A 25,581-nucleotide genomic window follows, 5' to 3' on the forward strand; every position below is an offset into this window, starting at 1 on the left:
TCGACACGCTAGCCGGCTTTAGAACTGGTAGCGGAAGCCCAGCTGCAGCGCCCAGCGGGAGATGCCCTTGTCGTCGTAGACGGTCGCGGCATCCGGCTCATTGAAGCGGTAAACATACTTGCCAGTCGCCGCGTCGATACCGCCGTATTCAGCAACACCCTTGAAGCCCGGGAATGCGTACTCATCGACGCGGCCCCACTTCTTGTTGAGCAGGTTGCCCACGTTCATGACGTCGACCCAGATCTGCGCCTTGTTGCCATCGAAGAAGCCAGGAAGCTCCTGCTCGATGTGTAGATCGAACTGGTTGACCCAGGAATTACGTACCGCATTGCGGCCAGCAACCTGGCCCTTGTGCGTGGACAAGTACTGGTCATTGTTGACGTAGTTCCAGAACGCGTTTTCTTCGGCCGCGTTACGGAACAGCACATCGCCGCGCGCCGCCGGGATGTACAACAGGTCATTGGAGCGACCGTCGCCATTGGCATCGTTGTCGAACGTATAGCTGTAGGGACGACCGCTGCGGCCTTGATACACCAGACCCACCTTCGTTGCAAAATCGCCGAAGAAATTATGCTTCCACTGCAGCGTACCCAGGAAACTGTCCTTGATTTCGTATGCCGAGGTTGCATTGACCTCTTCATTCGCCTGGAAGGTTGCGGTGTTGAGCAGCTGCGACCCCGAAGTGGAACTGGTCAGACCGCTGACTTCCTTCGCGTTCGAGTAGGTGTAAGCCAAGCTCCACGACCAGTCGCTGTCGTTGAACGGCTTGTTCAAGCCGACAGTGAAACTTTGCGAGCCACCCTGATCGGTGGGGCGCGCAATGATGGCATCGTTGAAGCTCATGTTGCGACCAGCACGGATATCGGTACCGCTGTTCACACATGACGAACCAGCCGCCACACCCGTTTCGCGGAGACATGCATTATCCAGGGAATTCCAGTTAGCCGGATTGCGGCCATTGGCATTCCAGTAGATATCACGACCATCCTGGCCAACTGCCGTCGGATTACCGAGATTGAGCTGCTGGTAATAAATCGCTTCCTTGACCTTGGTCACCACACCTTCCATCGAGGCGACGATGCCGTACCACGGCAACTCGGTATCGAAGGCGAGGTTTGCTTTCCAAACGGACGGCTGGCTCAGATCCTTGTCAACAAAGTCGACCGACTGCGTGGCGCCCGATGTTCCGCGCGGCTGGTTGTTGATATCCGGCGTGAAGCGGATACCACTGTTGGACGCGTTGTTGAAGTTGTAATCGGTATAAGCCAAACCAGTATTGGAATACGGATTGGACAACCAAACCGACGCGGCAGCACCCTGGAACAGGCCAACGCCGCCACGCAGCTGGGTCGGACGATCTGCATCGAAGGTGTAGTTGAAACCAAAGCGCGGCTGCCACAAGCCGTTGCCGTCAATGGTTTCATCATTGCGAAGACCGAATGCGTTAAACGCAGCCTGGTTGAACTGCGGCGAGTTCTTCACCATCGGCTCGTCATAACGCAGGCCGAAGTTCAGTGTCAGGTTGCTATTGACGGCCCAAGAATCCTGCAAGAACACGCCCACGTTCCGCATGCCCCACTTCGCAGCGATATTGTCGATACCGGTGGGCGAATACGAGTAACGATACGCGTTCGGCAAATTTGCCTGGTAATTGGCAACCGAGTTGAAGGTGTAGCTACCGAAAACACGCGGACCATATAAGTTGTAGATGTCGTTGTCTTCGTAGTCGAACCCGAACTTGACCGTGTGGTCATTCAAGAACAGCGTGCCGGCGAAGAAGGCGTTCCAGGTTTCGGTGCGCAACTCGTTAGCCTGAGTATTGGCTTCAGTACCCAGATTTAAAGTGTTGTTGCCGAAACGCACGGCGATGGCCGGCAACTGCGATGCCGCAGTACGAACTGCCGAGTAATCGCGATAAGACACCTTGGCTTCGGTCGAAAAAGTGTCGGTCCAGTCGCTGAACAACTGACCGGTGTAGGTCTCGAGTTCGAAGTCGCGCACATAGTGGTACGAGTTCAACGCCAGCTGATTGTTGCCGAACCCATTGAGATTGGCCGTGCTCTGCTCGGACTTGCCATAGCGGAACGAACCACGATGCTTGTCGCTGATGTTCCAATCCAGCTTGAAGCCCTTCTCTTCTGAATCAGAATCCAATGCCGGCAAGGCCAGGGTCCCAGGGTCGAAGCCATAGACATTGCGCGAGATATCGATCACCTGATCGACCTGCGCCTGGGTAATACCGACTTCATTGCTGGCACCAGAACCGGCTGGACCGTAGCCACTGTTACCGGTAAACACACCCTTACCCTTGTACTTCTCATAGTTGGCGAAGAAGAACAATTTGTCCTTGACGATCGGGCCGCCCAGAGTCAGACCATACGTCGCTTCGTTGTCGAACAGCTGCGGGCGGATGTTGTTCTGATTCTTGCCCGACCAGTCGTTCTCGCGATAAGTGCCGTAGACCGAACCATGGAATTCGTTGGTGTCCGACTTGGTGACGGCATTGATCACGCCACCGGTGCCGCCACTGATCGTAACGTCGTAGTTGGCCACGTCCACCGAGATTTCATCGATGACGTCCATCGAGAACGGCTGGCGCGGGGTCGGCAGGCTGTTGGATTCCAGACCGAAGGCGTCGTTGGTGCTGATGCCGTCGACGCGGATTGCGTTGTAGCGCGGGTTCTGGCCGGCGATGGAGATTTCGTTGCGGGCCTTGTCGGTTTGCGCAACGCGCGGATCCAGACGCACATAGTCCTGCAGGTTACGGTTGATCGACGGCAGCGACTCGATTTCTTCGCGGGTCACGTTGGTGCCGGTACCCATCTTGTTGGCGCTAAAAATGGCCGAGCCGTAATTGCCGGCGATTGCCTGCACGGTGCCCAGCGTCGCCAGATCGCCGCCCAGAGCGGCATCGACCTGGTTGACCTTGTCCAGATTCAGATACACGCCTTCGCGGGTGGTGTTGCCAGCGCCCGAAGCGGTAATGGTGATGGTGTACGGCCCGCCCACACGCAAGCCGCGCGCGTTATAGCGTCCGCTGGCATCGGTGGTGGCGCGGCTGACCGTTCCGGACTCCACGTGCGTAATGGTGACTTCGGCGTTCGGGACGGGCTGGCCGCCACTGCCGGTCACCAGGCCGGCGACGCCAGCCGAGGTGCTTTGCGCAAACACAGGAGCGGCGGCGAGCGCGGCAACAAGGCCAAGCGTCAGCTTGGACATGCGGAGATAACGGGGGTGGGTCATTTCGGTAGCCTCGATACAGGTTGGGCAGTGACAAAAAGGCGCAGTCAGCCCAACCGTTCCCGGGGGTGGGCTGCCGATGATCTGGGGTCCCTTGCCGCGCGACTGGTTGCTGCCGCAACGGTTAACAACAGATTAACACGCTAAGCCCTGATTGTGACGACGGCGTGACAAACTTCGCGCGCTGCTACATGAACTGCGAAGGTCAAGGCGTAATCGCCAGATCGTGCAAGGTCGCAACTTGAGCGAGACGCCTGTCGCGCCTTTGAAGCTACGAAGTGACCAAATTGGGGCAAATCGCCCAAACGCTTGCATTCGGCCATGGCGTGCGTGCTGCACATGGGGTTGCCATCTGTCGATGCGCCCCACCGAATATGACATTCCACCTGCACTCATGCGTCAGTGACGGATCAACCTCAAGACAGTCGCCAGCGGCCAAGGGCTGCGCCGCCTTTCATCGTCCAGAGCCCATTGCGTCGCACCGCTAGATGTCCGGACGCGACGGCGCGCTGGTTGCCGGCACCATGGACCGTGCGCACGTAACCCACGGCCAGTGCGGGTTGAAACCCCGGGCCATCGACGCGTGTCGACGCACACACGCGGCGCGATCGGCAAGCCGCCCGGAGCTACGCTAGATCGACACCGGCAGCTTGAAGTACGTGCCCAGGCCGTCCAGGAACATCTGTACCGAGATGGCGACCAGCAGCATGCCCATCAGGCGCTCGATGGCCGTCAGGGCGCGGTGGCCGAGCAGTTTGTACAGCAGCGGCGCGGCGGCCAGGATCGACGAGGCGCCGATCCAGGCGATCATCAGCGCAAGGCTCCAGTCCCACAGCCGCGTGGGCTCGTTGCTGCCCATGAGCATCACCGCGGCCATGCCGGACGGGCCGGCCACCAGCGGGATGGCCAGCGGCACGATGAAGGGTTCGCCGTCGGGAATTTCGCCCATCAGGCCTTCGGGCCGCGGGAAGATCATGCGGATGCCGATCACAAACAGCACGATGCCGCCGGCAATGGCCACCGATTCCTGGCGCAGGTGCATCAGCTCCAGCGCGTACTTGCCGCCCCACAGGAACGCCATCAACACGCACAGCGCGATCAGCAGTTCACGCGCAAGCACGAAACGCTGGCGCTTGGGCGGCAGCGGCTTGAGCACGCTGAGGAACACTGGAATGTTGCCCAGCGGGTCGAGAATCAGAAACAGCAGCAGCGCCGCAGAAAGAATGGTCATACCTGCGGACTCCAGATCGCACCGCGATGCGTCGCCCCTGCGGCTGACAGCATGCTGACGCATGCAGGTGCGTAACGTGCGGCATCGACCGCGTCGTTGTCTTCGTGATGGGTGAAAGCGCGTGCGCGCAATGCGGTGCGCATCGGGCCGGGCTGCATGCCGCCGACGCGCACCGGGCCGGCGGCGGTTTCATGATGCAAGGTGGCGATCAAGCCGCGTTGCGCATGCTGGGCGGCGCCATACGCCCCCCAATAGGCCTGACCCACGCGCGCGGGGTCGTCCACAACGAAGACAGCTGCCGCATCGTCCTGCTGCCGCAACAGCGGCAGGCATGCCTGGGTCAGCCAGGCGCGCGCGGTCAGGTTGACATGCAGGCTGCGTGCGAAATCTGCGGGTGAGACGAGTTCGGTTGGCGTCAGGCCGGAAAAGTCGGCAGCGCACTGCAGCAGACCATGCAGGCCACCAAGCTCGGTCTGCACCCGTTGCGCAAGCGCGGCGTAGTCGTCCGGGGTGGCGCCGGCCAGATCCAGCGGATACAACAGCGGCTCGGCACCCAGCGCTGCAACCGCGTCGTAGACGCGCTCCAGCGGGCGCACCTTGCGACCAAGCAGCACTACCGTGGCGCCTGCAGCCGCGCATGCCTGCGCCGCGGCGGCGCCCAGGCCACCGGCGGCGCCGGTGATCAGCACGACGCGCCCCGACAAGGCAGCCGACTGCGGCTGGGCCTGCACCGAACTCACGGCTGGTACGCCTCGCTGACGATGCGCTTGAGCTCGCCGGCTTCGAACAGTTCCAGCGTGATGTCGCAGCCGCCGATCAGCTCGCCATGGATGAACAGCTGCGGAAACGTGGGCCAGTTGGAGTAGCGCGGCAGATTGGCGCGCACTTCAGGCTCTTCCAACACGTTGACCGTACGCAGTTGGTCGGCACCGGCGGCCACCAGGGCCTGCACGGCGCGACTGGAAAACTCGCACATCGGAAATTGCGGGGTGCCTTTCATGAACAGCACGATCGGGTGTTGTTCGACTTCGGCCTGGATCCGTTCCATCACCGGCATTGGACTCTCCTGACTGGGAGCGGCAGGCCCGACCGCCGGGTCGGATAGACTTCCGCAAAGGCGCGCATTGTAAGCCTTCAGCGCGACCTGTCGCCGCACTCCCTTCGCTGCCACTGCCATCATGCCGATCGAACACGTTGCACTGCCCTATTCCCGCGCCGCCCTGGAACCGCATCTGTCGTCTGCGACGCTGGAGGCGCATCACGGCGTGTGTCACCGCACTGAGGTCGAACAGCTCAACACACGCCTGGAAGGCAGCGAGTTTGCCGAGCTGACGCTGGAAGACATCATCACGCAGGCGCAGGGCACGTTGTTTCACCTGGCCGCGCAGGTGTGGAACCACAATTTCTATTGGCAGTGCCTGCGTCCGCGCGCTGGCGGGGAGCCGCTTGGGCGGCTGGGCGACGGCATCGCCAAATCGTTCGGCGACTTCGTGCATTTCAAGCAGGAGTTCAATCGCGTGGCCCTGAGCACGTTCGGCTCGGGCTGGGTGTGGCTGGTGCAGCGCCCGGACGGCGCGCTGGCAGTAGTCGCCACACCCAATGCCTCCACCCCGCTCACCGGGCCAGACATTCCGTTGCTCGCCTGCGATATCTGGGAGCACGCGTATTACCTGGACTACCAGCAGGATCGTGCGCGCTATCTGGAGGCTTTCTGGAAGCTGGTCAATTGGGATTTCGTCGCAAGCCGGCTGGGCTGACCTGGCCGCTCAATTTCCAGCCGCAGATGCGGACCGGCTCATCTGCTGACACATCGCAGAACGGGTCCGCGTCCGCGTCCGACGCGCCCGCGCAAACGGGCGTGTCGTCGCGCGTGATCGCAACCGAAACGCTGCGCGCGCCTCACCCTTCGTTCAAACGCGCAACCACCGGCCGAACTTGCGCATCGCGCTGCAGCGCCGCGCCAGCATCGCTCACCGCCAGCGCGAGCGCCTGCGCTGTCTCCGCGCGCAGCGTTGCGTGCCCCACCTTGCGTCCATCGCGCGCTTGCTTGCCGTAGTCGTGCCAATGCCCACCGGGCACCGCCAGAAACGCCCTGGCCTCTGGCATCTCGCCCAGCCAGTTGAGCATGCAGGCGTGGCCGCGCATCGCAGTACTGCCCAGTGGCAAGCCAAGGACGGCCCGCACATGATTTTCGAATTGCGAGGTCTCGGCACCTTCGATGGTCCAGTGCCCCGAGTTATGCACGCGCGGCGCCATTTCGTTGGCCAGCAACTCACCGTCGCGCACGAACAGTTCCAGCGCAAATACACCGACATAGTCGAGCTTTTCCGCCACGGCACGCGCGTGCGATTCGGCCGAGGCTTGAAGGGCCGCCTCCACGCTCGCCGGTGCCAGGCTGGCCGACAGCACACCGTCCACATGCCAGTTTTCGGTCAACGGCCAAGCGCGGAATTCGCCATCGCGGCCGCGTACTGCAACCACGCTGACCTCGCGCTGGAACGGCACGAACGCTTCCACGATCAACCCGACGTGCGCCGCCTGGGCGCCAAGCGCGTCCCACGCTGCATCGGCATCGGCGAGCGTCTTGATCCGGAACTGGCCCTTGCCGTCGTAGCCGAAGCGGCGCGTCTTCAGCACGCAGGGCGTACCGATCCGCGCGAGCGCTGCGTCCAGGCCGACGCGGTCGTCGATCGCGGCAAACTCGGGCACCGGAATGCCGAGTTCGCGGAACAAGGTTTTTTCGCTGAGCCGGTCCTGCGCAACCGCAAGCGCCGCCGGACTCGGAAACACCGGCACCTGGGCGGCAAGTTGCTGCGCGCTGGCGGCCGGCACGTTTTCGAAATCGAAGGTGATCACGTCCACCTGCCCGGCGAATGCGGCAAGGGTCGCCACGTCATCGAACGCGCCAACCTGCAGCGGTGCCACCTGGCCTGCGCAGGCATCGGCTGCCGGATCGAAGACCGCAAAGCGTATGCCGAGCGGCGCACCGGCCAGTACCAACATGCGCGCCAGCTGGCCGCCACCGAGAATGCCAACCGTGCTCATTGGCGCGGGTCGTCGCTGGTCATGACATCGTCGGTCTGCTTGGCGCGGAACTGCGCCAGCGCCTGACCGACCTGCGCCTGCTCGGGCGCCAGCATGGCCGCCGCAAACAACGCCGCATTAGCCGCGCCCGCATTGCCGATGGCGAAGGTGGCCACCGGAATGCCTGCAGGCATCTGCACGATCGACAGCAGCGAATCCATGCCGTTCAGCGCCTTGGACTGCACCGGCACGCCAAGCACCGGCACTGCGGTCTTGGCGGCCAGCATGCCCGGCAGGTGCGCCGCGCCGCCGGCGCCGGCAATGATCGCGCGCAGTCCGCGTGCGCCCGCCTGCTCGGCGTAGGTGAACAAGACGTCCGGGGTGCGGTGCGCCGAGACCACCTTGACTTCGTACGGCACGCCCAGCGCGTCGAGCTTCTGAGCTGCATGTTGCATGGTCTCCCAATCCGAACGGGAACCCATCACGATGCCGACCAGCGGCGCGGAGTGGTTGGAGGTCATGGCCCTGCCCTGCGGTAAAGACGTATTCTAGCCAATCTCCACGCAAGACAAGACTTCGATGGATCGCAAATTGCTCGACCTGCTGTGCTCGCCCGACACCCGCCAGCCGCTTTCGCTGCTCGACGGCAAAGGCCTGGAAGCACTCAATGCCGCCATCGCAGGCGGAACCCTGCAGCGCGCCGACGGCGCCGCACAAACCCAGCCGCTGCGTGAAGCGCTGATCACCCGCGACCGCAAGCAGATCTTCCGCGTCGACGACGGCATTCCGGTGCTGCTGGCCGAAGAAGCCATCGCCACCGCACAAATCGCCGACTTCCCCGAGAAGTGAGCCTGTCTCAGCACACCAACGTGCCGGCCGCGCCGCCCGCCGAATCGATCGACGCCGACGTAGCGCGTGCTTTGGCCGAAGACATCGGCAGCGGCGACGTCACCGCCGCACTGCTACCCGACCAAGCCGACAGCGCCTACCTGCTGTGCAAGCAGGACGCGGTCATCGCCGGCCGCCCCTGGTTCGATGCCACCCACCGCGCGCTCGACCCGCAGGTACGCATCGACTGGCACGTGCACGAGGGCCAGCACGTCGGCGCCGGCACGGTGCTCGCGCTGTTGCAGGGGCGCAGCCGTAGCCTGGTCAGTGCCGAACGCACCTCGCTCAATTTCATGCAGACACTGTCTGCCACGGCGACCACCACCGCGGCGTATGTGGCTGCGGTGGCCGGGACGCGCGCGCGCATCCTGGACACGCGCAAGACGCTGCCGGGCCTGCGCGCCGCGCAGAAATACGCCGTGCGCTGCGGCGGTGGCGACAATCACCGCATCGGCCTGTTCGACACGGTGATGCTCAAGGAGAACCACATCCGCGCAGCCGGTTCGCTGAGCGCGGCCGTGCGTGCCGCACGTGCGCAGCAACCGCAGCTGCCGCTGGTGGTGGAAGTGGAAACGCTGGAGCAACTGCACGAAGCACTGCAGGTTGGCTGCACGCGCATCCTGATCGACGACTTCGACCAGGCCATGCGCCGAGAAGCGGTGCGTCTCGTTGCTGCGCTACAGCCGGAACGACGCATTCCGCTGGAAGTCTCCGGCAGCGTGGATCTGGCCGGCATTCGCGCAATTGCCGAAGACGGGGTGGACTGCATCTCGATTGGCGGACTCACCAAGCATGTGCAGGCAGTGGATCTGTCGCTCAAACTCGGCCCACCGCCAGCGCGCTGATTTCACGCGTGCGCGCAGCCGGCTCTGGCAGCCTGCTGCGATTGTTTCCGTGCAGGACCTGCAATGACCGTCAAACCTTGGCCGTGGATCTGCTTCTTGCTGGCAGGTATCGGAAGTAGCGCTGCGGCTGCGGAGGTGTGCGATATCCCGCCACGGTTCGGAACGAGTCCCGCCGCGATCGCCATCGTGCGCAGCGCCTGCAATGAGCATCGGTTGTGGCAACGCCCGTTTATCGATGCCAAGGGACGCTTGGCCAGCCTGGGCGTCACCGAAGCCGAATCGGGCTATCTCGCCGATCACGGCGTGGTCGCCTGGCAACGCGTTGCAGGCTACTGGCGCGACAGTGGCACGCTTGCGTCCATGGGCGGACGCCCCGGCGCATCGAGCTGCGCGGCACTGGATGGTACGCGCTACACCGCCAGCGACTGCCGCGCATTTCTGATCGACAACCCATGGTCGGCCGCTTTCATCTCCTGGGTGATGACGCAGTCGGGGCTGAGCGGTTTTCATCGCTCCGCGCGCCATCTGGATTACATCCGCAGCGCCTACAACGACGGCACTACCGGACCGTACCGGTTCACCGATCCAGCGGTCGAGAAGCCGGCGCCCGGCGATCTGCTGTGCCTGCTGCGCGGCCGCAGCACCGCGTTGGGCTATGCCGGCTTGAAGGCCGCGCTGGGCGGCAGCGCACCGATGCCATGGCAGTCGCATTGCGATGTGGTGGTGGCCGCCAACGTCGGCGGCGATCGCACGCTGTATCTGATCGGCGGCAACGTATTCAACACGGTGATGATGCGCAAGATGCCGCTGGATCGCGCCGGCCGCGTGGTGTGGCCAACACCGCAATCGGACAGCAGCCAGGACCAGAACGAAGACAGCCTGGGCATCGCCAGCGAATGCACGCCGGCGCACGAAGACCTGTGCGACTTCAATCGCCGCGACTGGGCTGCGCTGTTGAAGCTGCGTCCTGATGCGGCGATGGTTGCGCCGCCAGCCACTGCGCCGCTGCCGACACCCGACACCGCACCCACAGAACAAACGATGCCGCCGGGCTTCCCGCGCGTCGTGCCGCCGCGTCCGCAAACGCAGCAAGCGCCGACGGAGCAGCAAGGATAGATCGAAGCAGTAACGCCGGGCGTACCCTCATCGGTCCCTGCGGGGCACCTTCTCCCGATGGAAGAAGGATTCAAAGCCCCTCTCCCGCGGGAGAGGGCTTGAGGTGAGGGTACGGTGCGAAGCTCTTGCTCGCCTTCACCCCATTCAGCGTTGTACGCCCCCGTCCAGCGCTGTGCGCCCTTCTCCCGAGATGAAAAGGAATCCAAGCCCCCTCTCCTGCAGGAGAGGGGTTGGGGTGAGGGAGGGTACGGGCAAGCCACTTACGTTCCGAATATCACCAGGCCTTGCACGTACCCTCATCCGCCCCCTTTGGGGCACCTTCTCCCAGAGCGAGAAGGGGTCAAGTGCGCAACAAAAAAGCGGGCCGAAGCCCGCTCTTTCGTCATGCATCACGCATGCTGCATCAGCACGCCGCGATTACTCGGCCGACGCCTGCACGCCTTCGCCTTCTTCCACTGCCTTGATCGACAGACGGATGCGGCCCTGCTTGTCCACTTCCAGCACCTTGACGCGGACCAGATCGCCTTCCTTCAACTTGTCGCCGACCTTCTCCACGCGCTCGCTGGAAATCTGCGACACGTGCACCAGGCCGTCCTTGCCCGGCAGGATGGTGACGAACGCACCGAAGTCCATGATCTTGGCGACCTTGCCTTCGTAGATGCGGCCCGGCTCCACGTCCGAGGTGATCTGCTCGATGCGCGACTTCGCAGCCTGCGCGGCAATGGCATTGACCGAGGCGATGATGATCGTGCCATCGTCCTGGATGTCGATCTGCGTACCGGTTTCCTTGGTGATGGCCTGGATGGTCGAGCCACCCTTGCCGATCACTTCGCGGATCTTGTCCGGGTGGATCTTGATGGTCAGCAGGCGCGGCGCGTAGTCGCTCAATTCCTGACGCGGGGTGGTCAGCGCATGCGCCATCTCGCCCAGGATGTGCAGGCGGCCAGCCTTGGCCTGCTGCAAGGCCTGCTTCATGATCTCTTCGGTGATGCCTTCGATCTTGATGTCCATCTGCAGCGCGGACACGCCTTCGGCAGTACCGGCCACCTTGAAGTCCATGTCCCCGAGGTGATCTTCGTCACCCAGGATGTCGGAGAGCACGACGAAGTCGTTGCCTTCCTTGACCAGACCCATTGCGATACCCGCGACCGGCGCCTTGATCGGCACGCCGGCATCCATCAGCGCCAGCGAGCTGCCGCAGACCGATGCCATCGAGGACGAACCGTTGGACTCGGTGATTTCCGAGACCACGCGAATGGTGTACGGGAATTCTTCCAGGGTCGGCATCACAGCCAGCACGCCGCGCTTGGCCAGGCGGCCGTGGCCGATTTCGCGACGCTTCGGCGCACCGAAACGACCGCACTCGCCCACCGAGTACGGAGGAAAGTTGTAATGGAACAGGAAGTTTTCCTTGTACTCGCCCGACACTGCGTCGATGACCTGACCGTCGCGCGCGGTGCCCAGGGTGGTGATCACGATCGCCTGCGTCTCGCCGCGGGTAAACAGCGCCGAGCCATGGGTACGCGGCAACACGCCGGCCTTAGCGCTGATCGGACGCACGGTGTCCAGTGCACGGCCGTCGATACGCACCTTACTGCTCAACACCGAACCACGCATGGTCTGGTATTCCAGCTCGCCGAATTCCTTGGCCAAATCACCGGCAGCCCAGCCTTCGATGGTGGCGCGCGGCGCCAGTGCGCCCAGCACGTCCTTCTTGATCGCCGAAATCGCATCGCGGCGCTGCAGCTTGTCGCGCACCTGGAATGCCGAAGCGAGCTGGTCGCCCACCGCTTCCTTCAGTGCGGCGATCATGCTCTCGTTCTTTGCCGGGGCCACCCAGTCGGACGGCTTGGTGCCGGCTTCGACGGTCAGCTCGTTGATGACGTTGATGACCTTCTGCATCTCGCGATGACCGAACGTCACTGCGCCCAGCATCACTTCTTCGGACAGCAGCTCGGCTTCGGACTCGACCATCAGCACCGCGTTGGCGGTACCGGCCACGACCAGCTCCAGCTGCGAATCCTTCAGCTCGGTCACGGTCGGGTTGAGGATGTATTCACCGTTCTTGTAGCCGACCTTGGCAGCGCCGATCGGGCCCTTGAAGGGGGTGCCGGCCAGCGACAGTGCAGCCGAGGCGCCGATCAGCGCGGCGATGTCGCCGTCGATGTCCGGGTTCATCGACATCACGGTGGCGATGATCTGCACTTCGTTCTTGTAGTCCTCCGGGAACAGCGGACGGATCGGACGATCGATCAGGCGCGAGATCAACGTTTCCTTCTCGGTCGCGCGTCCTTCGCGCTTGAAGAAGCCGCCCGGGATACGGCCGCCAGCGTAGAACTTCTCCTGATAATCGACCGTCAGAGGAAAGAAGTCCTGCCCTTCGCGCGCGCTCTTGGCGGCGACGGCGGTGACCAGCAGTACGGTGTCGTCGAACTTGACGATCACGGCGCCGCCTGCCTGGCGAGCGATTTCGCCCGTCTCAAGAGTGACGGTGTGCTTGCCGTACTGGAAGGTTTTGGTGATTTTTGCCACGGAGGTTTTTTCCCTTAGGTATTGCTGTCTGCGTTGGACCGTCGTCGACCCATGCCGAGAACGGGCGGCCGGGAGGCTCCGGCCCAAGAGTGCGTATTGCTTAAGACGTAGTGCGATTGACCAAAACAAAACCGCGGCGCATCGCTGCGCCGCGGCGGTAGGACTCGATTAGCGGCGCAGGCCGAGCTTCTCGATCAAGGACTTGTAACGCTCGTTGTCCTTCTTTTTCAGGTAGTCGAGCAGGCTGCGGCGACGATTGACCATCTGCAGCAGACCACGACGGCTGTGGTGATCCTTCTTGTGGGTCTTGAAGTGACCGGTCAGCAGCTCGATGCGGGCGGTCAGCAGAGCGACCTGCACTTCCGGCGAACCGGTGTCCTGGGCGCTGCGCTTGTTGTCTTCAATAACTTTCTGGGTGTCGACGGACATGATGTTTTCTCGATAGATGCGTGGTCGACAGGAACGTGCGTGACGCACCGTCGGACTCGCCGTTTGCTTAGGATGAGCGCGCTTGGCGCTGAGGTGCCCCGATCGGGGCCGCGAAATTGTAACGTCGCCCGGCCCAGGGAACAAGTTGACAAAATCTTAACAGGCCGTAATTTCGTTCAGTCCATTGAACAATCGCTGCGGCGACAAGCGCCCGTCGGCGTCGACCAGGCCTAGCCCCGAGGGGGTTCCGTCAGGTCCGAATACAGCGACTTGCCCCGGTGGAAATGCGGCATCACGCAGGCGCTGGCCCATGCGAAAACGCGCCGCATGGGCCTGATCGAGCACGATTCGCGCAAAATCGGCCAGGCCGGCCTCAATCGGCAGCAATAGCGTCCGTGCTTCGGCGCCCGCCTCCAGCGCCGCCGACAATGCCTCCAGCGTGATCATCTGTGGAGCGCGAAACGGCTCCACCCACAGCCGACGCAACGAGGCGATGTGCGCTCCACATCCCAGCACCTCGCCCAGGTCACGTGCCAGGCTGCGGATATACGTGCCCGAGCCGCAGGTCACGCGCAGCCGCAGACCTGGGGCGCTGTAGCCCAGCACATCGATCGCCTGCACATCCACCTCGCGCACCGGCGCTTCGATACGTTCGCCGCGTCGCGCCTTGGCATACAGCGGCTCGCCGCCCTGCTTGAGCGCGGAATAAATGGGCGCTTGTTGCTGGATACGGCCGATGAAAGGCGCCAGCGCCGCCTGTAGATCGGCCTCGCTCAGATCCGGCACCGCACGCTCGCGCAGCGGCTCGCCGTCGGCATCGTCGGTGTCGGTGGTGACGCCCAACACGATCTCGGCGTCGTATGCCTTGGCTGAACCAAGCAGCAGTCCGGCGATCTTGGTGGCTTCGCCAAAACAGAGCGGCAACAGGCCGGTAGCCAGCGGATCCAGGCTGCCGGTATGGCCACCCTTGTCTGCGCGCAATAACCGGCGTGCGGCCTGCAGTGCATTGTTGGAGCTCAGCCCGGCCGGCTTGTCCAGCAGCAGGATGCCGTGCAACGGGCGATAGACGATGCGGGGTTTCAAAAGATCGGTGCTCGAATCAGGCGCAGTGCGCGCCTGCGGGAATCAGGGCCGCGGCAGATGCGGCAGGCCGTGACAGCGCTCAGCGCTGTTCGGCATCTTCATCGCTGGACGTGGCCTCGGGGCCAACGTCGTCCAGGTCACGCAGCAGATTGTCGATGCGTTCGCCGCGATCGACCGAATCGTCGTAATGGAAGTGCAGCTCGGGCACGTGGCGCAGCTTCATCGCGCGCGCCAACTGGGTACGCAGCTGGCCGGCGATTTCCTTGAGCCCCTTGACCGCTTCGACCGAACGCTCCTGCTGCAGCGCGGTGACAAAGACCTTGGCATGTGCCAGGTCGCGACTGATTTCGACGTCGGACACGCTGACCGACGGCAGGCCATGGTCGCGCACGGCCGCGTGCACGATCGTGCCGAGGTCGCGACGCACCTGCGCGGACACGCGGTCGGTGCGATGGAATGATTTGGTTGGCATGGTCGTGGACCTGGTTGATTCGGAGGGCCAGTTGGCACCGAAGCCAAAAAACAAACGCGGGCGGCCATGCCGCCCTCGCCTTGCAGAACCTGCATTGGACAACTCCGCCGAACGGAGTCCGGGGCCGGTAGGCCCCGGCAGCCGTTACAGCGTACGGGCCACTTCGATACGCTCGAAGCACTCGATCTGGTCGCCGGCCTTGACGTCGTTGTAAGCCTTCACGCCGATACCGCATTCGGTACCGTTGCGCACTTCGTCGACGTTCTCCTTGAATCGACGCAGCGATTCCAGCTCGCCTTCGAACACCACAACGCTGTCGCGGAGCACGCGGATCGGCTTGCTGCGCTTGACCACGCCTTCGATGACCATGCAGCCTGCAACCGCGCCGAACTTCGAGCTGCGGAACACATCGCGGACCTGTGCGATACCGATGATCTCTTCGCGGATTTCCACGCCGAGCAGACCGGAGGCCACCTGCTTCACCTGATCGATCACGTCATAGATGATCGAGAAGTAACGCAGATCAATGCCGTTGGACTCGACGATCTTGCGCGCCGAGGCATCCGCGCGCACGTTGAAGCCGATGATCGTCGCCTTGGAAGCAGCGGCCGAATTCGCGTCGGATTCGGTGATGCCGCCCACGCCGGAGTGGATCACGTTGATGCGGATGTCCTCGTTGGACAACGCCACCAGCGACTGCTTGAGTGCTTCCACCGAACCCTGCACGTCGGCCTTGATCACCAGGTTCAGTACCTGCTGACCTTCGCCCTTGCCCATCTGGGCCAGGATGTCTTCCATGCGGTTGGTCGCCGAGGCCACCAGACGCGATTCGCGGCGCTTGGTTTCGCGCTGCTGCGCCACGTCCTTGGCCAGGCGCTCGTCGTCGACGACCACGAAGTCGTCGCCGGCTTCCGGCACGCCGGACAAACCCAGCACCTGCACCGGAATCGACGGGCCCGCCGAGGCCGGCTGATGGCCGGTTTCGTCGAACAACGCACGCACGCGGCCGTACTGGATGCCGCACACCAGATAGTCGCCACGCTTCAGCGCACCCTGCTGCACCAGTACCGTCGCCACCGGGCCGCGGCCCTTGTCCAGCGAGGATTCGATGACGGTACCGCTGGCGCGGCCCTCGGCCACGGCCTTGAGCTCCAGCACTTCGGCCTGCAGCGAAATCGCGTCCAGCAGCGTATCCACGCCGGTACCGACCTTGGCCGACACTTCGATGAACTGGGTATCGCCACCGAACTCTTCGGCCACCACGTTTTCGGCCAGCAGCTCGTTCTTGACCCGCAGCGGATCCGCGCCGGTCTTGTCGATCTTGTTGACCGCCACGATCAGCGGCACGCCTGCCGCCTTGGCATGCGCAACCGCTTCCTTGGTCTGCGGCATCACGCCATCGTCGGCGGCAACGACCAGCACCACGATGTCGGTGATCTTGGCGCCACGGGCACGCATCGAGGTAAACGCGGCATGGCCGGGCGTATCCAGGAAGCTGATGACGCCACGACCGGTTTCGACGTGGTACGCACCGATGTGCTGGGTAATGCCGCCGGCTTCGCCGGAGGCGATCTTGGTACGGCGGATGTAGTCCAGCAGCGAGGTCTTGCCGTGATCGACGTGACCCATGATGGTGACCACCGGCGGACGCGACGTGGCCTCGCCCTGCGCATCTTCGGCATGCGCCAGCAGCGCGTCCTCGAAGTCGGCATTGTCGGCACGCACGGCTTTATGGCCGAGCTCTTCGGTCACCAGTGCGGCGGTGTCGTGATCGATGCTCTGGGTGATGGTCGCCATGACGCCCATCTTGAACAACGCCTTGACCACGTCGCCGCCCTTGAGCGCGAGCTTCTGCGCCAGGTCTGCCACGGTGATGGTCTCGCCGATCGCCACTTCACGCACCACCGGTGCGGTGGGACGCTCGAACCCGTGCGGGCCGCTGTTGGCCTGGCTGCCGCCACGGCCGTTGTCATTACCACGGCGCGAGGACGACGAACCCGGGCGGCCGGTCGGCTTGCCGCGCACATTGGAACGCCGCGCGCGATCGGCCGCGGACAGATGCAACTGCCCGGCAAAGCGCTTGGTCGCATCGTCATCTTCAACACCGGCCACCATGACGTGCGAACCGCGCGTCTTGTGCTTGGCGGCATTGCTGCGGTCGTCCGCACGTGCCGGCGCTGCCGGACGCGAGGCCGGAGATGCGCCCGCCGGACGTGCCGCACGCGGTGCGGACGACGGCGAAGAAGGCGAACGCGCAGCTGGCGCCGCGGCGGACGGCGTCGGCGCATCAGCAACCGGGGCCGGCGCACTGGCAGCCGCAGCGGCTTCCTCGGCAGCCTTGCGCTCGGCTTCTGCACGGTCCTTGGCGGCCTGCTCTTCCTCGCGCTTGCGCTGAATTGCCTCGTCGCGCACGCGGTCGCTTTCGGCCAGGCGCTGCTGCTCTTCGAGGTTGCGCTGACGCGACTCCTCGAGCTTACGCAGGATATCGGCGCGTTCTTCGTCCGGCGTCATTGGTGCGGCGCGGCCGCTGCCTTCGTTCTCGGACTTCACGTAAGTGCGCTTCTGCCGCACTTCCACGTTGACCGTGGTCTTGGTGCGGCCGGCGTTGACAGTGACTTCCTGCAGCTTGCGCCGGTTGAGCGTGATCTTCTTGGCTGCTTCGCTCGCCGCTTCGGCAGACGTTTCTGCCTTGCCATGCGTGCGACGCAGGAAGCCAAGCAGTTTCATCTTCTCGGTGCTGGTCACGACCTGGTCGGGACCGCTGAACTTCATTCCGGCCTCGGCCAGTTGAACCAGCAGTTTATCGACCGGCGTATTGACCAGTTCGGCAAGCTTGCGGATGGTGGTTTGCTGCGACATTCGGATCCTATGATCTGGTTGGCGCCCCCTCGCCCAGAGCAAGGGATACGCTGATTCTAAGCCCTGATGGGGTCAGGGCGCGGTTCATTGCCGGCTCATTCGCCGCGCTCCAAGCGGGCGATCTCCTCGGCGCGGGCCGCCAGGATCAGCGCCGCAGCGCGCTCCTGGGTCATGCCCTCGATGCCGAAGTCGACGATCTCGTCGGCGGCCAGGTCGGACAAGTCCTCGCTGGTACGCACGCCGTGCTCGGCCAGCGCAAAAGCCGTCTCCTCGTCCATCCCCTCCAGCGCCAGCAGGTCCTCGGTGGGCTGAGTTCCTTCCAGGCCTTCTTCCTCGGCCAGCGCGGCGTTGAGCAACGCATCGCGGGCACGGGCGCGCAGTTCTTCAACGATGTCTTCGTCGAAGCCCTCTACCGCCAGCAACTCGCCGACCGGCACGTAGGCGATTTCTTCGACCGTATTGAAACCTTCGGAGACCAGGATCGCGGAGATTTCCTCGTCCACTTCCAGGCGGTCCATGAACAGCTGGCGTGCCGCGGCCTGCTCGGCCTCGGACTTGGCGGCCACCTGGTCGGCGGTCATCACGTTGAGCTGCCAACCGGTCAGGCGGCTGGCCAGACGCACGTTCTGGCCGCCCTTGCCGATCGCCTGCGCCAGGCGGTCTTCCGCCACGGCCAGGTCCATCGAGTGCTTGTCTTCGTCGACGATGATCGACTGCACTTCGGCAGGCGCCATTGCGTTGATGACGAAGTTGGCCGGGTTCTCATTCCACAACACGATGTCCACGCGCTCGCCATTGAGTTCGTTGGACACCGCCTGCACGCGCGAACCGCGCATGCCGATGCAGGCGCCGATGGGATCGGTGCGGGCGTCGTGCGCGATCACGGCGATCTTGGCGCGGTCGCCCGGATCGCGTGCGCAAGCCTTGATCTCGACCAGGCCCTGACCGACTTCAGGCACTTCGAGCTTGAACAGTTCGATCATGAATTCAGGTGCGGCACGGCTGATGAACAGCTGCGGGCCGCGTGGCTCGGAACGCACCTCGGCCAGGTAACCGCGCACGCGGTCGCCGGGACGCAGCACGTCGCGCGGAATGCCCTTGTCTTTCGGAATGAAGGCTTCGGCGTTGCCGCCAAGATCGACAAAAATATTGCCGCGCTCCGCGCGCTTGACCACGCCGGTGATCAACTCACCCACACGATCCTTCCACGCATCCACCACCTGCTGACGCTCGGCCTCGCGCACACGCTGCACGATCACCTGCTTGGCAGCCTGCGCGGCGATACGGCCGAAGTCGGGATTCTCGATCTGTTCTTCGATGTAATCGCCCACTTCCACGCCGTCGGCTTCGTCGATGGCATCCATCAGACGCACCTGGCGGTCAGGGGATTCCATCACCACGTCATCGGCAACCACTTCCCAGCGACGGTAGGTTTCGTAAGTACCGTCCTTGTGATCGATGGTGACGCGGGCCAGCACGTCCTGGTCGGGATAGCGCTTCTTCGCCGCGGAAGCCAGCGCGGCCTCGATCGCTTCGAAGATCACTTCGCGCGGCACGCCCTTTTCGTTGGCGACCGCATCCACTACCAGCAAAAGTTCCTTGCTCATTTCGTCACTCCGCGCGCGGCTTGCCAGCCGCCGACTCGTTGGATGGTTTCTTCTTTTCGTGCCCGGGTTTTTTCGGGCCTGGCTTGTTCGGTTTCTGCGGTGCCAGACCCAGCGCAACCCAATCCGGCACGATGCGCGCTTTGTCGATATTGTCGTAGCCGATCTGCACGTCCTTGCCATCGACAGCGAACACCACCGCCTCTGCCTCGGCATCGATGCGCAGGATCTCGCCCTGGAAGCGGCGCCGACCATCCTGCGCCAGCTTCAAGACGATCTTTGCCGACTCACCGGTGTGGCGCGCGAACTGTTCCAGCGTGAACAGCGGACGATCCACACCCGGCGATGACACTTCCAACGTGTAGTTACCGCTGATCGGGTCTTCGACGTCGAGCTGGGCGGAGACTTCGCGGCTCACGCGCTCGCAGTCGTCGACATTGATGACACGCTCGGGCTGTTCGGCCAGCGGCACGTCGATATATAGGCGCAATGTGGCGCCGCCTGGAGCGGGAAGATATTCCACGCCCAGCAGTTCCAAGCCCAGGGACTCAACCGTTGGACTCAGCAGATTCGCGATTTCGGTCGCTTTTTCGCTCACAGACTGCCCTGATCAGATGATTGCCAGTAGAACCCCGGCAACCGGCAGCAAACTTTCCGGTTCCGGAAAAAACAAGGGGCCCGATGGGCCCCTTGCGTGAAAAAAACCCGACCTCTCAGGGTCGGCGTAAAGACGGGAACATGCGTCCTTACGATCCAAGAAGCTGAATTACTGCGATAAAGCAACAATTCGAAACTTGGTAGCGGGGGCAGGATTTGAACCTGCGACCTTCGGGTTATGAGCCCGACGAGCTGCCAGACTGCTCCACCCCGCAGCAGAAGCGGAATTATGAAGAACTTGAGCGGCAATTGCAAGCCCTAGTTTTTCATCTGTTGGACAGCGTGGCGGCTGTTCAACGTCGCGGCGAATAATACCCGCAATGCAACAAAAACGAAACAGTAAGCGCGGTTTTATTTCAGTGCGACGCCACATGCAGGATGCGACGCCGCAAAACCTAACGCTGGCGCAGCGGTCTTAGGCGAGGCCGGCGAATGCGCGCTGGCACCACACCATGATCGGACTCCAGGCCAGACCAAGTGCAAGCAGGGCCAGCGCATTGACGCCGAGCACGGTGCCGAGCACGCGATCGTTATTAGCCGGCAACGGCTCGCCTACCGGCTCGTCGAAGTACATGACCTTGATGACGCGCAGGTAGTAGTACGCACCGATCACTGCGCAGATCACACCGACCAACGCCAGCCACAGCATGTCGCCCTTCACTGCCGCGCCCAGCACCGCCAGCTTGGTCCAGAAACCGAGGAACGGCGGGATACCTGCAAGCGATGCCATGATGCACAGCACCAGACCAGCCATCCACGGATTGCGCGCGTTGAGTCCCTTGAAGTCGTCGATGTTTTCCGCTTCGAACCCGTTGCGCGACAGCGCGATGATGGCGCCGAACGAAGCGGTGGACATGATGGTGTAGCTGACCGCGTAGAACATCGCAGCCGCATAGCCCTCTTCCCCGCCGCCCGCCACGCCCATCAGCAGGAAGCCGATATGCGAGACCGTCGAGTATGCGAGCATGCGCTTGAGGTTGCTCTGCGCAATCGCCATCAGGTTACCGACCACCAGCGAAACCGCCGACAAGCCGCCGATCAGCAGATGCCACTGCGGCGACAACGGACCCATACCGACTTCCAGCAGGCGATAGGCCATACCGAACGCCGCAAGCTTGGGCGCCGAGCTGATGAACAATGCAATCGGCGCAGGCGCACCCTGATACACGTCGGGCAGCCACATGTGGAAGGGTGCAGCTCCCAGCTTGAAGGCGACGCCAGCGATCATGAAGATGGTGCCGGTCATCAGCAACGTGCGTTCGTTCGAGCCTTCGATCGCATCGTGGATGCCGGCCAGGCTGAGCGTACCGGTGGCGCCGTAGACCAGCGACATGCCGTATAGCAGCAGACCCGACGCCAGCGACCCGAGCACGAAATACTTCATCGCCGCTTCGGTGGCCAGGCCATTGTCGCGGTTGGAGGCGACCAGTGCGTAAGAGCACAGCGCCAGCAGCTCCAGGCCCAGATAGACCATCAACAGGCTACCGGCCGACGCCAGCAGCATCATGCCGGCAGTGGCGAACAACACAAGCACCGGGATTTCGCCCTGGTAGAGATTACGCTCGCGCAGGTAGGTCCAGCCATACACCAGGCTCAACCCGCTGACCAGCACGATCACGGTCTTCATGACATCGGCTGCCGTGTCGCGGACGAACATGCCATTGAAGATATCGCCTTGCCCGCCCGTGCCGGTTGCAAGCAACACGAGCACCACGGCAAGCACGGCAACGGAGAACAGGTGGGTCCAGACCTTGTTCCGCTGGCTCACGAACAGGTCGAGCATCAGCAGAGCGAAGGCGCCGCCGATCAGCACCAGCTCCGGTACGAGCGGAGCCAGGTCAGCGGTGGTCAACGGCGCGAGCGTTGGCGTGGTCATCATTAAATCCTGGAAATCAAAACGTACGGCAAGCGGTCAGAGCTTGGTCGCGGCAATCTGGGTCGCCAGCTTGGCGATCGACGGTTCCATCAGATCGGTCAGCGGCTTCGGGTACAGGCCCAGGGCCAGCACGCCAGCGGCGAACACCCCCAGCACGAATGCTTCGCGGCCATTGATGTCTTTCAGCTCGGCCACGTGTGCGTTGGCCACTTCGCCGAAGAACACGCGCTTGTACAGCCACAGCGTGTACGCAGCGGTGATCACCAGCGTGGTGGCGGCGCCGAAGGCAACCAACGGATGCTTCTGGAAGCTGGCCAGGATGACCATGAACTCGCCGACGAAACCACTGGTTCCCGGCAGGCCGGCATTGGCCATGAAGAACAACATGGCGAAGGTCGCGAACCAGGGCATCACGTTGACCACGCCGCCGTAATCGGCGATGCGACGGGTATGCATGCGGTCGTAGAGCACGCCGATGCACGAGAACATCGCGCCGGACACGAAACCGTGCGAGATCATCTGCACCATCGCGCCCTGCAGGCCCAGACGCGCAGCATCGGTGCTGCCGTACTCGCGTACCAGGGTGAAGGCGATAAAGGTACCGAGCGTGACGAAACCCATGTGCGCGATGGACGAATACGCCACCAGCTTCTTCATGTCGTCCTGCACCAAGGCCACCAGGCCGACATAGATCACCGCAATCAGCGACAGCGTGATGACCAGCCAGGCGAACTCATGACTGGCGTCGGGCACGATCGGCAGGTTGAAGCGCAGGAAGCCGTAGCCGCCGATCTTCAACGCAATCGCCGCCAGGATCACCGAACCGGCGGTCGGCGCCTCGACGTGCGCGTCCGGCAACCAGGTGTGCACCGGGAACATCGGCACCTTGACCGCAAAGGCGATCAGGAATGCGAAGAAGATCCAGGTCTGTTCCTTGGCGGTCAGCTGCAGCGCATACAGGTCGGCGAGCTGGAAGCTGCCGCCCTTCAGATACAGATACACCAGGCCCACCAACATCAGCACCGAGCCGAGGAAGGTATAGAGGAAGAACTTCATCGCCGCGTAGATGCGCCGTGGGCCGCCCCAGACGCCGATGATCAGGAACATCGGGATCAGCATGGCTTCGAAGAACACGTAGAACAACATCGCGTCGGTGGCGGCGAAGATGCCGACCGTGACGCCTTCCAGAATCAGGAAGGCAGCGACGTACTGATTGACGCGCTTGTCGATCGAGCGCCAGGCTCCGATCAGGGCCAGCACCGTCACCAGCGTGGTCAGCACGATCAACGCGACCGCGATGCCATCCACGCCCAGGTTGTAGCCGATGTTGTAGGCCGGGATCCAGGCATGCAGTTCGATGAACTGCATGGCGTCATTGGCAGTGTCGTAGCCCAGCAGCGGCAGACTCAGCGCAAAGGTCGCCACCGCTACCGCCAGGGACGCCCAGCGGGCAGTCTCGGCGTTGCGCAACGCAAGGATCAGGGCGCCGCCGATAATCGGCAGCCAGATCAAGATAGACAGTAAAGGCCAGTTCGACACGTTTTCTTATTCCGTACAGTTCAACGCCAGAAATGCATCAGTACCGCCAACAAGGCGATCAAACCGATGATCATTGCGAAGGCGTAGTGATAGAGGAAACCGGATTGCGTGCGACGCAGCAGATTTGCAGCCAGGTCGATCAGTCGGGCAGAACCGTTGACGACAGCGCCGTCGACCACATGGGTATCGACTGCACGTGACGCCTTGCCAAGAACAACGCCACCACCGGCGAAGCCATTGATCCAGAGCTTGTCGAAGCCGTACTTGTTTTCCAGCAACCACACGATCGGCGCGAATGTCTTGCGCGACTTTGTGGCCAGTTCCGGCTTCCACAGGTAGAACAGGGCAGCCAGCAGCAGGCCGGCAATCGTCAGGAAGAACGGAGCGGCCATCATGCCGTGCAGTGCGAAAGCAACCGGGCCGTGGAACTCTTCGGCCAATGCACCAACGGTATCGCGTGCCGGATCGTAGAAATCGACGATGCCAGTGAAGAACGAAACTGCCTGGCCCTGCATAGCGTGTGCTGCATGGTGGCCCTGCCAGTCGGTCCCGAACAACATCGGACCGATCGTGAAGAAGCCGATTGCGATCGAGGGGATTGCTAACAAGACCAACGGCAGCGTTACCACCCACTTGGATTCATGCGGCTCGTGGGCACCGTGGTGACCATGTCCGTGATCGTCGTGGCCATGCGTGTCGTGGGCATGCGCATCGTGCGAGTGAACCTGCGCTTCGGCATCGGTATGCGCGCTGTCGTGATGCGAATGCGCGTCGTGCGCATGGGCGTCGCGGAACCGCTCCTTGCCGTGGAAGGTCAGGAACAGCAGACGGAAGCTGTAGAAACTGGTCACCAATACGCCGCCAAGCACAGCCCAGTAGCCATAGGTTGCAATCCAGCCATGCGACTCATGCGCATGATGCGCGGCCGCCTCGATAATGGTGTCCTTCGAGTAGAAGCCGGAGAAGAACGGCGTACCAACCAAGGCCAATGTACCGATCACGCTGGTCCAGTAGGTCACCTTCATGTACTTGCGCAGGCCACCCATCTTGCGCATGTCCTGCTCGTGGTGCATGCCGATGATCACCGAGCCGGCCGCCAGGAACAGCAGCGCCTTGAAGAAGGCGTGGGTCATCAGGTGGAACACGGCTGCCGAATAGGCCGACACGCCCAATGCCACGGTCATGTAACCCAGCTGCGACAGCGTGGAATACGCCACCACGCGCTTGATGTCGTTCTGCACGATACCGATCAGGCCGGTGAAGAAGGCCGTGGTCGCACCGATGAACAGGATGAAGTTCAGCGCTGTTTCCGACAGCTCGAACAGCGGCGACATACGCGCCACCATGAAGATGCCGGCGGTCACCATCGTTGCGGCGTGGATCAGCGCCGAGATCGGCGTGGGGCCTTCCATCGAGTCCGGCAGCCACACGTGCAACGGCACCTGGGCCGACTTGCCCATCGCACCAATGAACAGGCAGATGCAGATCAGCGTCATCACGCTCCATTCGTGGCCCGCGAACAGCTGCACCTTGGCGCCGGCCATGGTGGTCGCGTTGGCGAACACGGTGGAGTAATCCAACGAGCCGAACCACAACAGGACGCCGGCGATACCGAGGATGAAGCCAAAGTCGCCGACACGGTTGACCAGAAACGCCTTCATGTTGGCGAACACGGCGGTCGGGCGCTTGAACCAGAAACCGATCAGCAGGTACGACACCAGGCCCACCGCTTCCCAGCCGAAGAACAGCTGCAGGAAGTTGTTGCTCATCACCAGCGTGAGCATGGAGAAGGTGAACAACGAGATGTAGCTGAAGAAGCGCTGGTAACCCGGGTCCTCTTCCATGTAGCCGATGGTGTAGATGTGCACCAACAGCGACACGAAGGTCACCACCACCATCATCATCGCAGTCAGGCGGTCGACCATGAAGCCGACATGTGCCGAGTAGTTGCCGACATCAAAGAATGTGTAGAGGTTCTGGTTGAACGGGCTGGCGCCCTGCTCCACCAGCTGATACAGCGTCAGGCACGACAGTACGCAGCTGACCGCAACACCGAGGATGGTGACGTACTGCGCGCCCTTGCGCCCGACCTGGCGCCCGAACAGGCCGGCGATGATGCTGCCGACCAGCGGTGCAAGCACCACTGCGATCAACAGACTCTTGGAGAGAGTGATTTCCATCTACAG

At 62.9% G+C, this 25,581-nt stretch carries 20 protein-coding genes and 1 tRNA gene; 4 read left to right on the forward strand and 17 right to left on the reverse strand.

Annotation, left to right across the window (positions count from 1 at the left end):
• Positions 1-18: 18 nt before the first annotated feature.
• From ACDH77_RS12800 to grxD, 4 genes are all read right to left on the reverse strand, one after another.
• Positions 19-3,243 (reverse strand): carboxypeptidase regulatory-like domain-containing protein, encoded by a 3,225-nt coding sequence (locus tag ACDH77_RS12800; RefSeq protein ID WP_372371836.1) that lies wholly within the window; start codon positions 3,241-3,243, stop codon positions 19-21.
• Between the two features lie 628 nt (positions 3,244-3,871).
• A complete protein-coding gene (locus tag ACDH77_RS12805) occupies positions 3,872-4,471 on the reverse strand; it encodes a YhgN family NAAT transporter (protein WP_003485603.1) in 600 nt (199 codons plus the stop codon).
• A complete protein-coding gene (locus ACDH77_RS12810; RefSeq protein WP_031423303.1) occupies positions 4,468-5,211 on the reverse strand; it encodes an SDR family NAD(P)-dependent oxidoreductase in 744 nt (247 codons plus the stop codon). Before ACDH77_RS12810 ends, ACDH77_RS12805 begins: the two co-directional genes overlap by 4 nt.
• The gene (gene grxD / locus ACDH77_RS12815; protein ID WP_003485599.1) at positions 5,208-5,528 is read right to left on the reverse strand and encodes a Grx4 family monothiol glutaredoxin; all 321 of its coding nucleotides are present in this window, start codon (positions 5,526-5,528) and stop codon (positions 5,208-5,210) included. Before grxD ends, ACDH77_RS12810 begins: the two co-directional genes overlap by 4 nt.
• 121 nt (positions 5,529-5,649) lie before the next feature.
• On the opposite strand from grxD, the gene ACDH77_RS12820 reads away from it, so the two are divergent.
• Positions 5,650-6,228, forward strand: a complete 579-nt coding sequence (locus ACDH77_RS12820) for a superoxide dismutase (RefSeq protein ID WP_031423305.1) — start codon at positions 5,650-5,652, stop codon at positions 6,226-6,228.
• Positions 6,229-6,370: 142 nt separating this feature from the next.
• On the opposite strand, the gene ACDH77_RS12825 is transcribed toward ACDH77_RS12820, so the two are convergent.
• Together ACDH77_RS12825 and purE are read right to left on the reverse strand one after the other, a co-directional pair.
• A complete protein-coding gene (locus tag ACDH77_RS12825) occupies positions 6,371-7,516 on the reverse strand; it encodes a 5-(carboxyamino)imidazole ribonucleotide synthase (RefSeq protein WP_031423307.1) in 1,146 nt (381 codons plus the stop codon).
• Positions 7,513-8,016 carry a 5-(carboxyamino)imidazole ribonucleotide mutase gene (gene purE / locus ACDH77_RS12830; protein ID WP_031423309.1) on the reverse strand — a complete coding sequence of 168 codons (504 nt, stop codon included), beginning with the start codon at positions 8,014-8,016 and terminating at the stop codon, positions 7,513-7,515. Before purE ends, ACDH77_RS12825 begins: the two co-directional genes overlap by 4 nt.
• A 58-nt stretch (positions 8,017-8,074) precedes the next feature.
• Here purE and ACDH77_RS12835 point away from each other — a divergent pair, with 58 nt between their 5' ends.
• The 3 genes from ACDH77_RS12835 to ACDH77_RS12845 all read left to right on the forward strand — a co-directional run bounded on the left by ACDH77_RS12835 (position 8,075) and on the right by ACDH77_RS12845 (position 10,344).
• Positions 8,075-8,344: a Trm112 family protein gene (locus tag ACDH77_RS12835; protein ID WP_008570984.1), complete on the forward strand. Its 270-nt coding sequence runs from the start codon at positions 8,075-8,077 to the stop codon at positions 8,342-8,344.
• A complete protein-coding gene (gene nadC, locus ACDH77_RS12840) occupies positions 8,341-9,228 on the forward strand; it encodes a carboxylating nicotinate-nucleotide diphosphorylase (RefSeq protein WP_029819741.1) in 888 nt (295 codons plus the stop codon). The genes ACDH77_RS12835 and nadC overlap by 4 nt, the downstream gene beginning before the upstream one ends.
• A 63-nt stretch (positions 9,229-9,291) precedes the next feature.
• Positions 9,292-10,344, forward strand: coding sequence for a DUF2272 domain-containing protein (locus ACDH77_RS12845; RefSeq protein ID WP_218196516.1), 1,053 nt, complete (start codon positions 9,292-9,294; stop codon positions 10,342-10,344).
• A gap of 417 nt (positions 10,345-10,761) precedes the next feature.
• Here ACDH77_RS12845 and pnp read toward each other — a convergent pair whose 3' ends face one another.
• From pnp to nuoL, 11 genes are all read right to left on the reverse strand, one after another.
• Entirely contained in the window at positions 10,762-12,876 is a 2,115-nt protein-coding gene (gene pnp / locus ACDH77_RS12850) for a polyribonucleotide nucleotidyltransferase (RefSeq protein ID WP_005914260.1), read from the reverse strand.
• A gap of 168 nt (positions 12,877-13,044) precedes the next feature.
• Positions 13,045-13,305 carry a 30S ribosomal protein S15 gene (gene rpsO / locus ACDH77_RS12855; RefSeq protein WP_003485583.1) on the reverse strand — a complete coding sequence of 87 codons (261 nt, stop codon included), beginning with the start codon at positions 13,303-13,305 and terminating at the stop codon, positions 13,045-13,047.
• A 156-nt stretch (positions 13,306-13,461) separates the two neighbouring features.
• Positions 13,462-14,388, reverse strand: a complete 927-nt coding sequence (gene truB, locus ACDH77_RS12860; RefSeq protein ID WP_031423316.1) for a tRNA pseudouridine(55) synthase TruB — start codon at positions 14,386-14,388, stop codon at positions 13,462-13,464.
• A 79-nt stretch (positions 14,389-14,467) separates the two neighbouring features.
• Entirely contained in the window at positions 14,468-14,860 is a 393-nt protein-coding gene (rbfA, locus tag ACDH77_RS12865) for a 30S ribosome-binding factor RbfA (RefSeq protein WP_031423318.1), read from the reverse strand.
• Positions 14,861-15,004: 144 nt separating this feature from the next.
• Positions 15,005-17,719 carry a translation initiation factor IF-2 gene (gene infB, locus ACDH77_RS12870; RefSeq protein ID WP_011347934.1) on the reverse strand — a complete coding sequence of 905 codons (2,715 nt, stop codon included), beginning with the start codon at positions 17,717-17,719 and terminating at the stop codon, positions 15,005-15,007.
• A 95-nt stretch (positions 17,720-17,814) separates the two neighbouring features.
• Positions 17,815-19,326: a transcription termination factor NusA gene (nusA, locus tag ACDH77_RS12875; RefSeq protein ID WP_005914268.1), complete on the reverse strand. Its 1,512-nt coding sequence runs from the start codon at positions 19,324-19,326 to the stop codon at positions 17,815-17,817.
• A 4-nt stretch (positions 19,327-19,330) separates the two neighbouring features.
• Positions 19,331-19,921: a ribosome maturation factor RimP gene (gene rimP / locus ACDH77_RS12880; protein ID WP_008570977.1), complete on the reverse strand. Its 591-nt coding sequence runs from the start codon at positions 19,919-19,921 to the stop codon at positions 19,331-19,333.
• A gap of 197 nt (positions 19,922-20,118) precedes the next feature.
• Positions 20,119-20,195: transfer RNA gene (locus ACDH77_RS12885), tRNA-Met, on the reverse strand.
• A 200-nt stretch (positions 20,196-20,395) separates the two neighbouring features.
• Positions 20,396-21,856, reverse strand: coding sequence for an NADH-quinone oxidoreductase subunit NuoN (nuoN, locus tag ACDH77_RS12890; protein WP_031423320.1), 1,461 nt, complete (start codon positions 21,854-21,856; stop codon positions 20,396-20,398).
• 36 nt (positions 21,857-21,892) lie between these two features.
• Positions 21,893-23,395: an NADH-quinone oxidoreductase subunit M gene (locus ACDH77_RS12895; RefSeq protein ID WP_031423322.1), complete on the reverse strand. Its 1,503-nt coding sequence runs from the start codon at positions 23,393-23,395 to the stop codon at positions 21,893-21,895.
• 20 nt (positions 23,396-23,415) lie between these two features.
• Positions 23,416-25,575: an NADH-quinone oxidoreductase subunit L gene (gene nuoL, locus ACDH77_RS12900; protein WP_218490030.1), complete on the reverse strand. Its 2,160-nt coding sequence runs from the start codon at positions 25,573-25,575 to the stop codon at positions 23,416-23,418.
• Between the last annotated feature and the right edge of the window lie 6 nt (positions 25,576-25,581).

Origin of the sequence: Xanthomonas axonopodis pv. maculifoliigardeniae (genome assembly GCF_041519315.1) — a bacterium.
GTDB classification, from domain to species: Bacteria; Pseudomonadota; Gammaproteobacteria; order Xanthomonadales; family Xanthomonadaceae; genus Xanthomonas; species Xanthomonas euvesicatoria.

Coding starts and splice junctions, on each gene's coding strand:
- ACDH77_RS12800 (WP_372371836.1), bottom strand. CDS start 3,243: ATGACCCACCCCCGTTATCTCCGCATGTCCAAGCTGACGCTTGGCCTT.
- ACDH77_RS12805 (WP_003485603.1), bottom strand. CDS start 4,471: ATGACCATTCTTTCTGCGGCGCTGCTGCTGTTTCTGATTCTCGACCCG.
- grxD (WP_003485599.1), bottom strand. CDS start 5,528: ATGCCGGTGATGGAACGGATCCAGGCCGAAGTCGAACAACACCCGATC.
- ACDH77_RS12820 (WP_031423305.1), top strand. CDS start 5,650: ATGCCGATCGAACACGTTGCACTGCCCTATTCCCGCGCCGCCCTGGAA.
- ACDH77_RS12825 (WP_031423307.1), bottom strand. CDS start 7,516: ATGAGCACGGTTGGCATTCTCGGTGGCGGCCAGCTGGCGCGCATGTTG.
- purE (WP_031423309.1), bottom strand. CDS start 8,016: ATGACCTCCAACCACTCCGCGCCGCTGGTCGGCATCGTGATGGGTTCC.
- ACDH77_RS12835 (WP_008570984.1), top strand. CDS start 8,075: ATGGATCGCAAATTGCTCGACCTGCTGTGCTCGCCCGACACCCGCCAG.
- ACDH77_RS12845 (WP_218196516.1), top strand. CDS start 9,292: ATGACCGTCAAACCTTGGCCGTGGATCTGCTTCTTGCTGGCAGGTATC.
- rpsO (WP_003485583.1), bottom strand. CDS start 13,305: ATGTCCGTCGACACCCAGAAAGTTATTGAAGACAACAAGCGCAGCGCC.
- rbfA (WP_031423318.1), bottom strand. CDS start 14,860: ATGCCAACCAAATCATTCCATCGCACCGACCGCGTGTCCGCGCAGGTG.
- infB (WP_011347934.1), bottom strand. CDS start 17,719: ATGTCGCAGCAAACCACCATCCGCAAGCTTGCCGAACTGGTCAATACG.
- nusA (WP_005914268.1), bottom strand. CDS start 19,326: ATGAGCAAGGAACTTTTGCTGGTAGTGGATGCGGTCGCCAACGAAAAG.
- nuoN (WP_031423320.1), bottom strand. CDS start 21,856: ATGACCACGCCAACGCTCGCGCCGTTGACCACCGCTGACCTGGCTCCG.
- nuoL (WP_218490030.1), bottom strand. CDS start 25,575: ATGGAAATCACTCTCTCCAAGAGTCTGTTGATCGCAGTGGTGCTTGCA.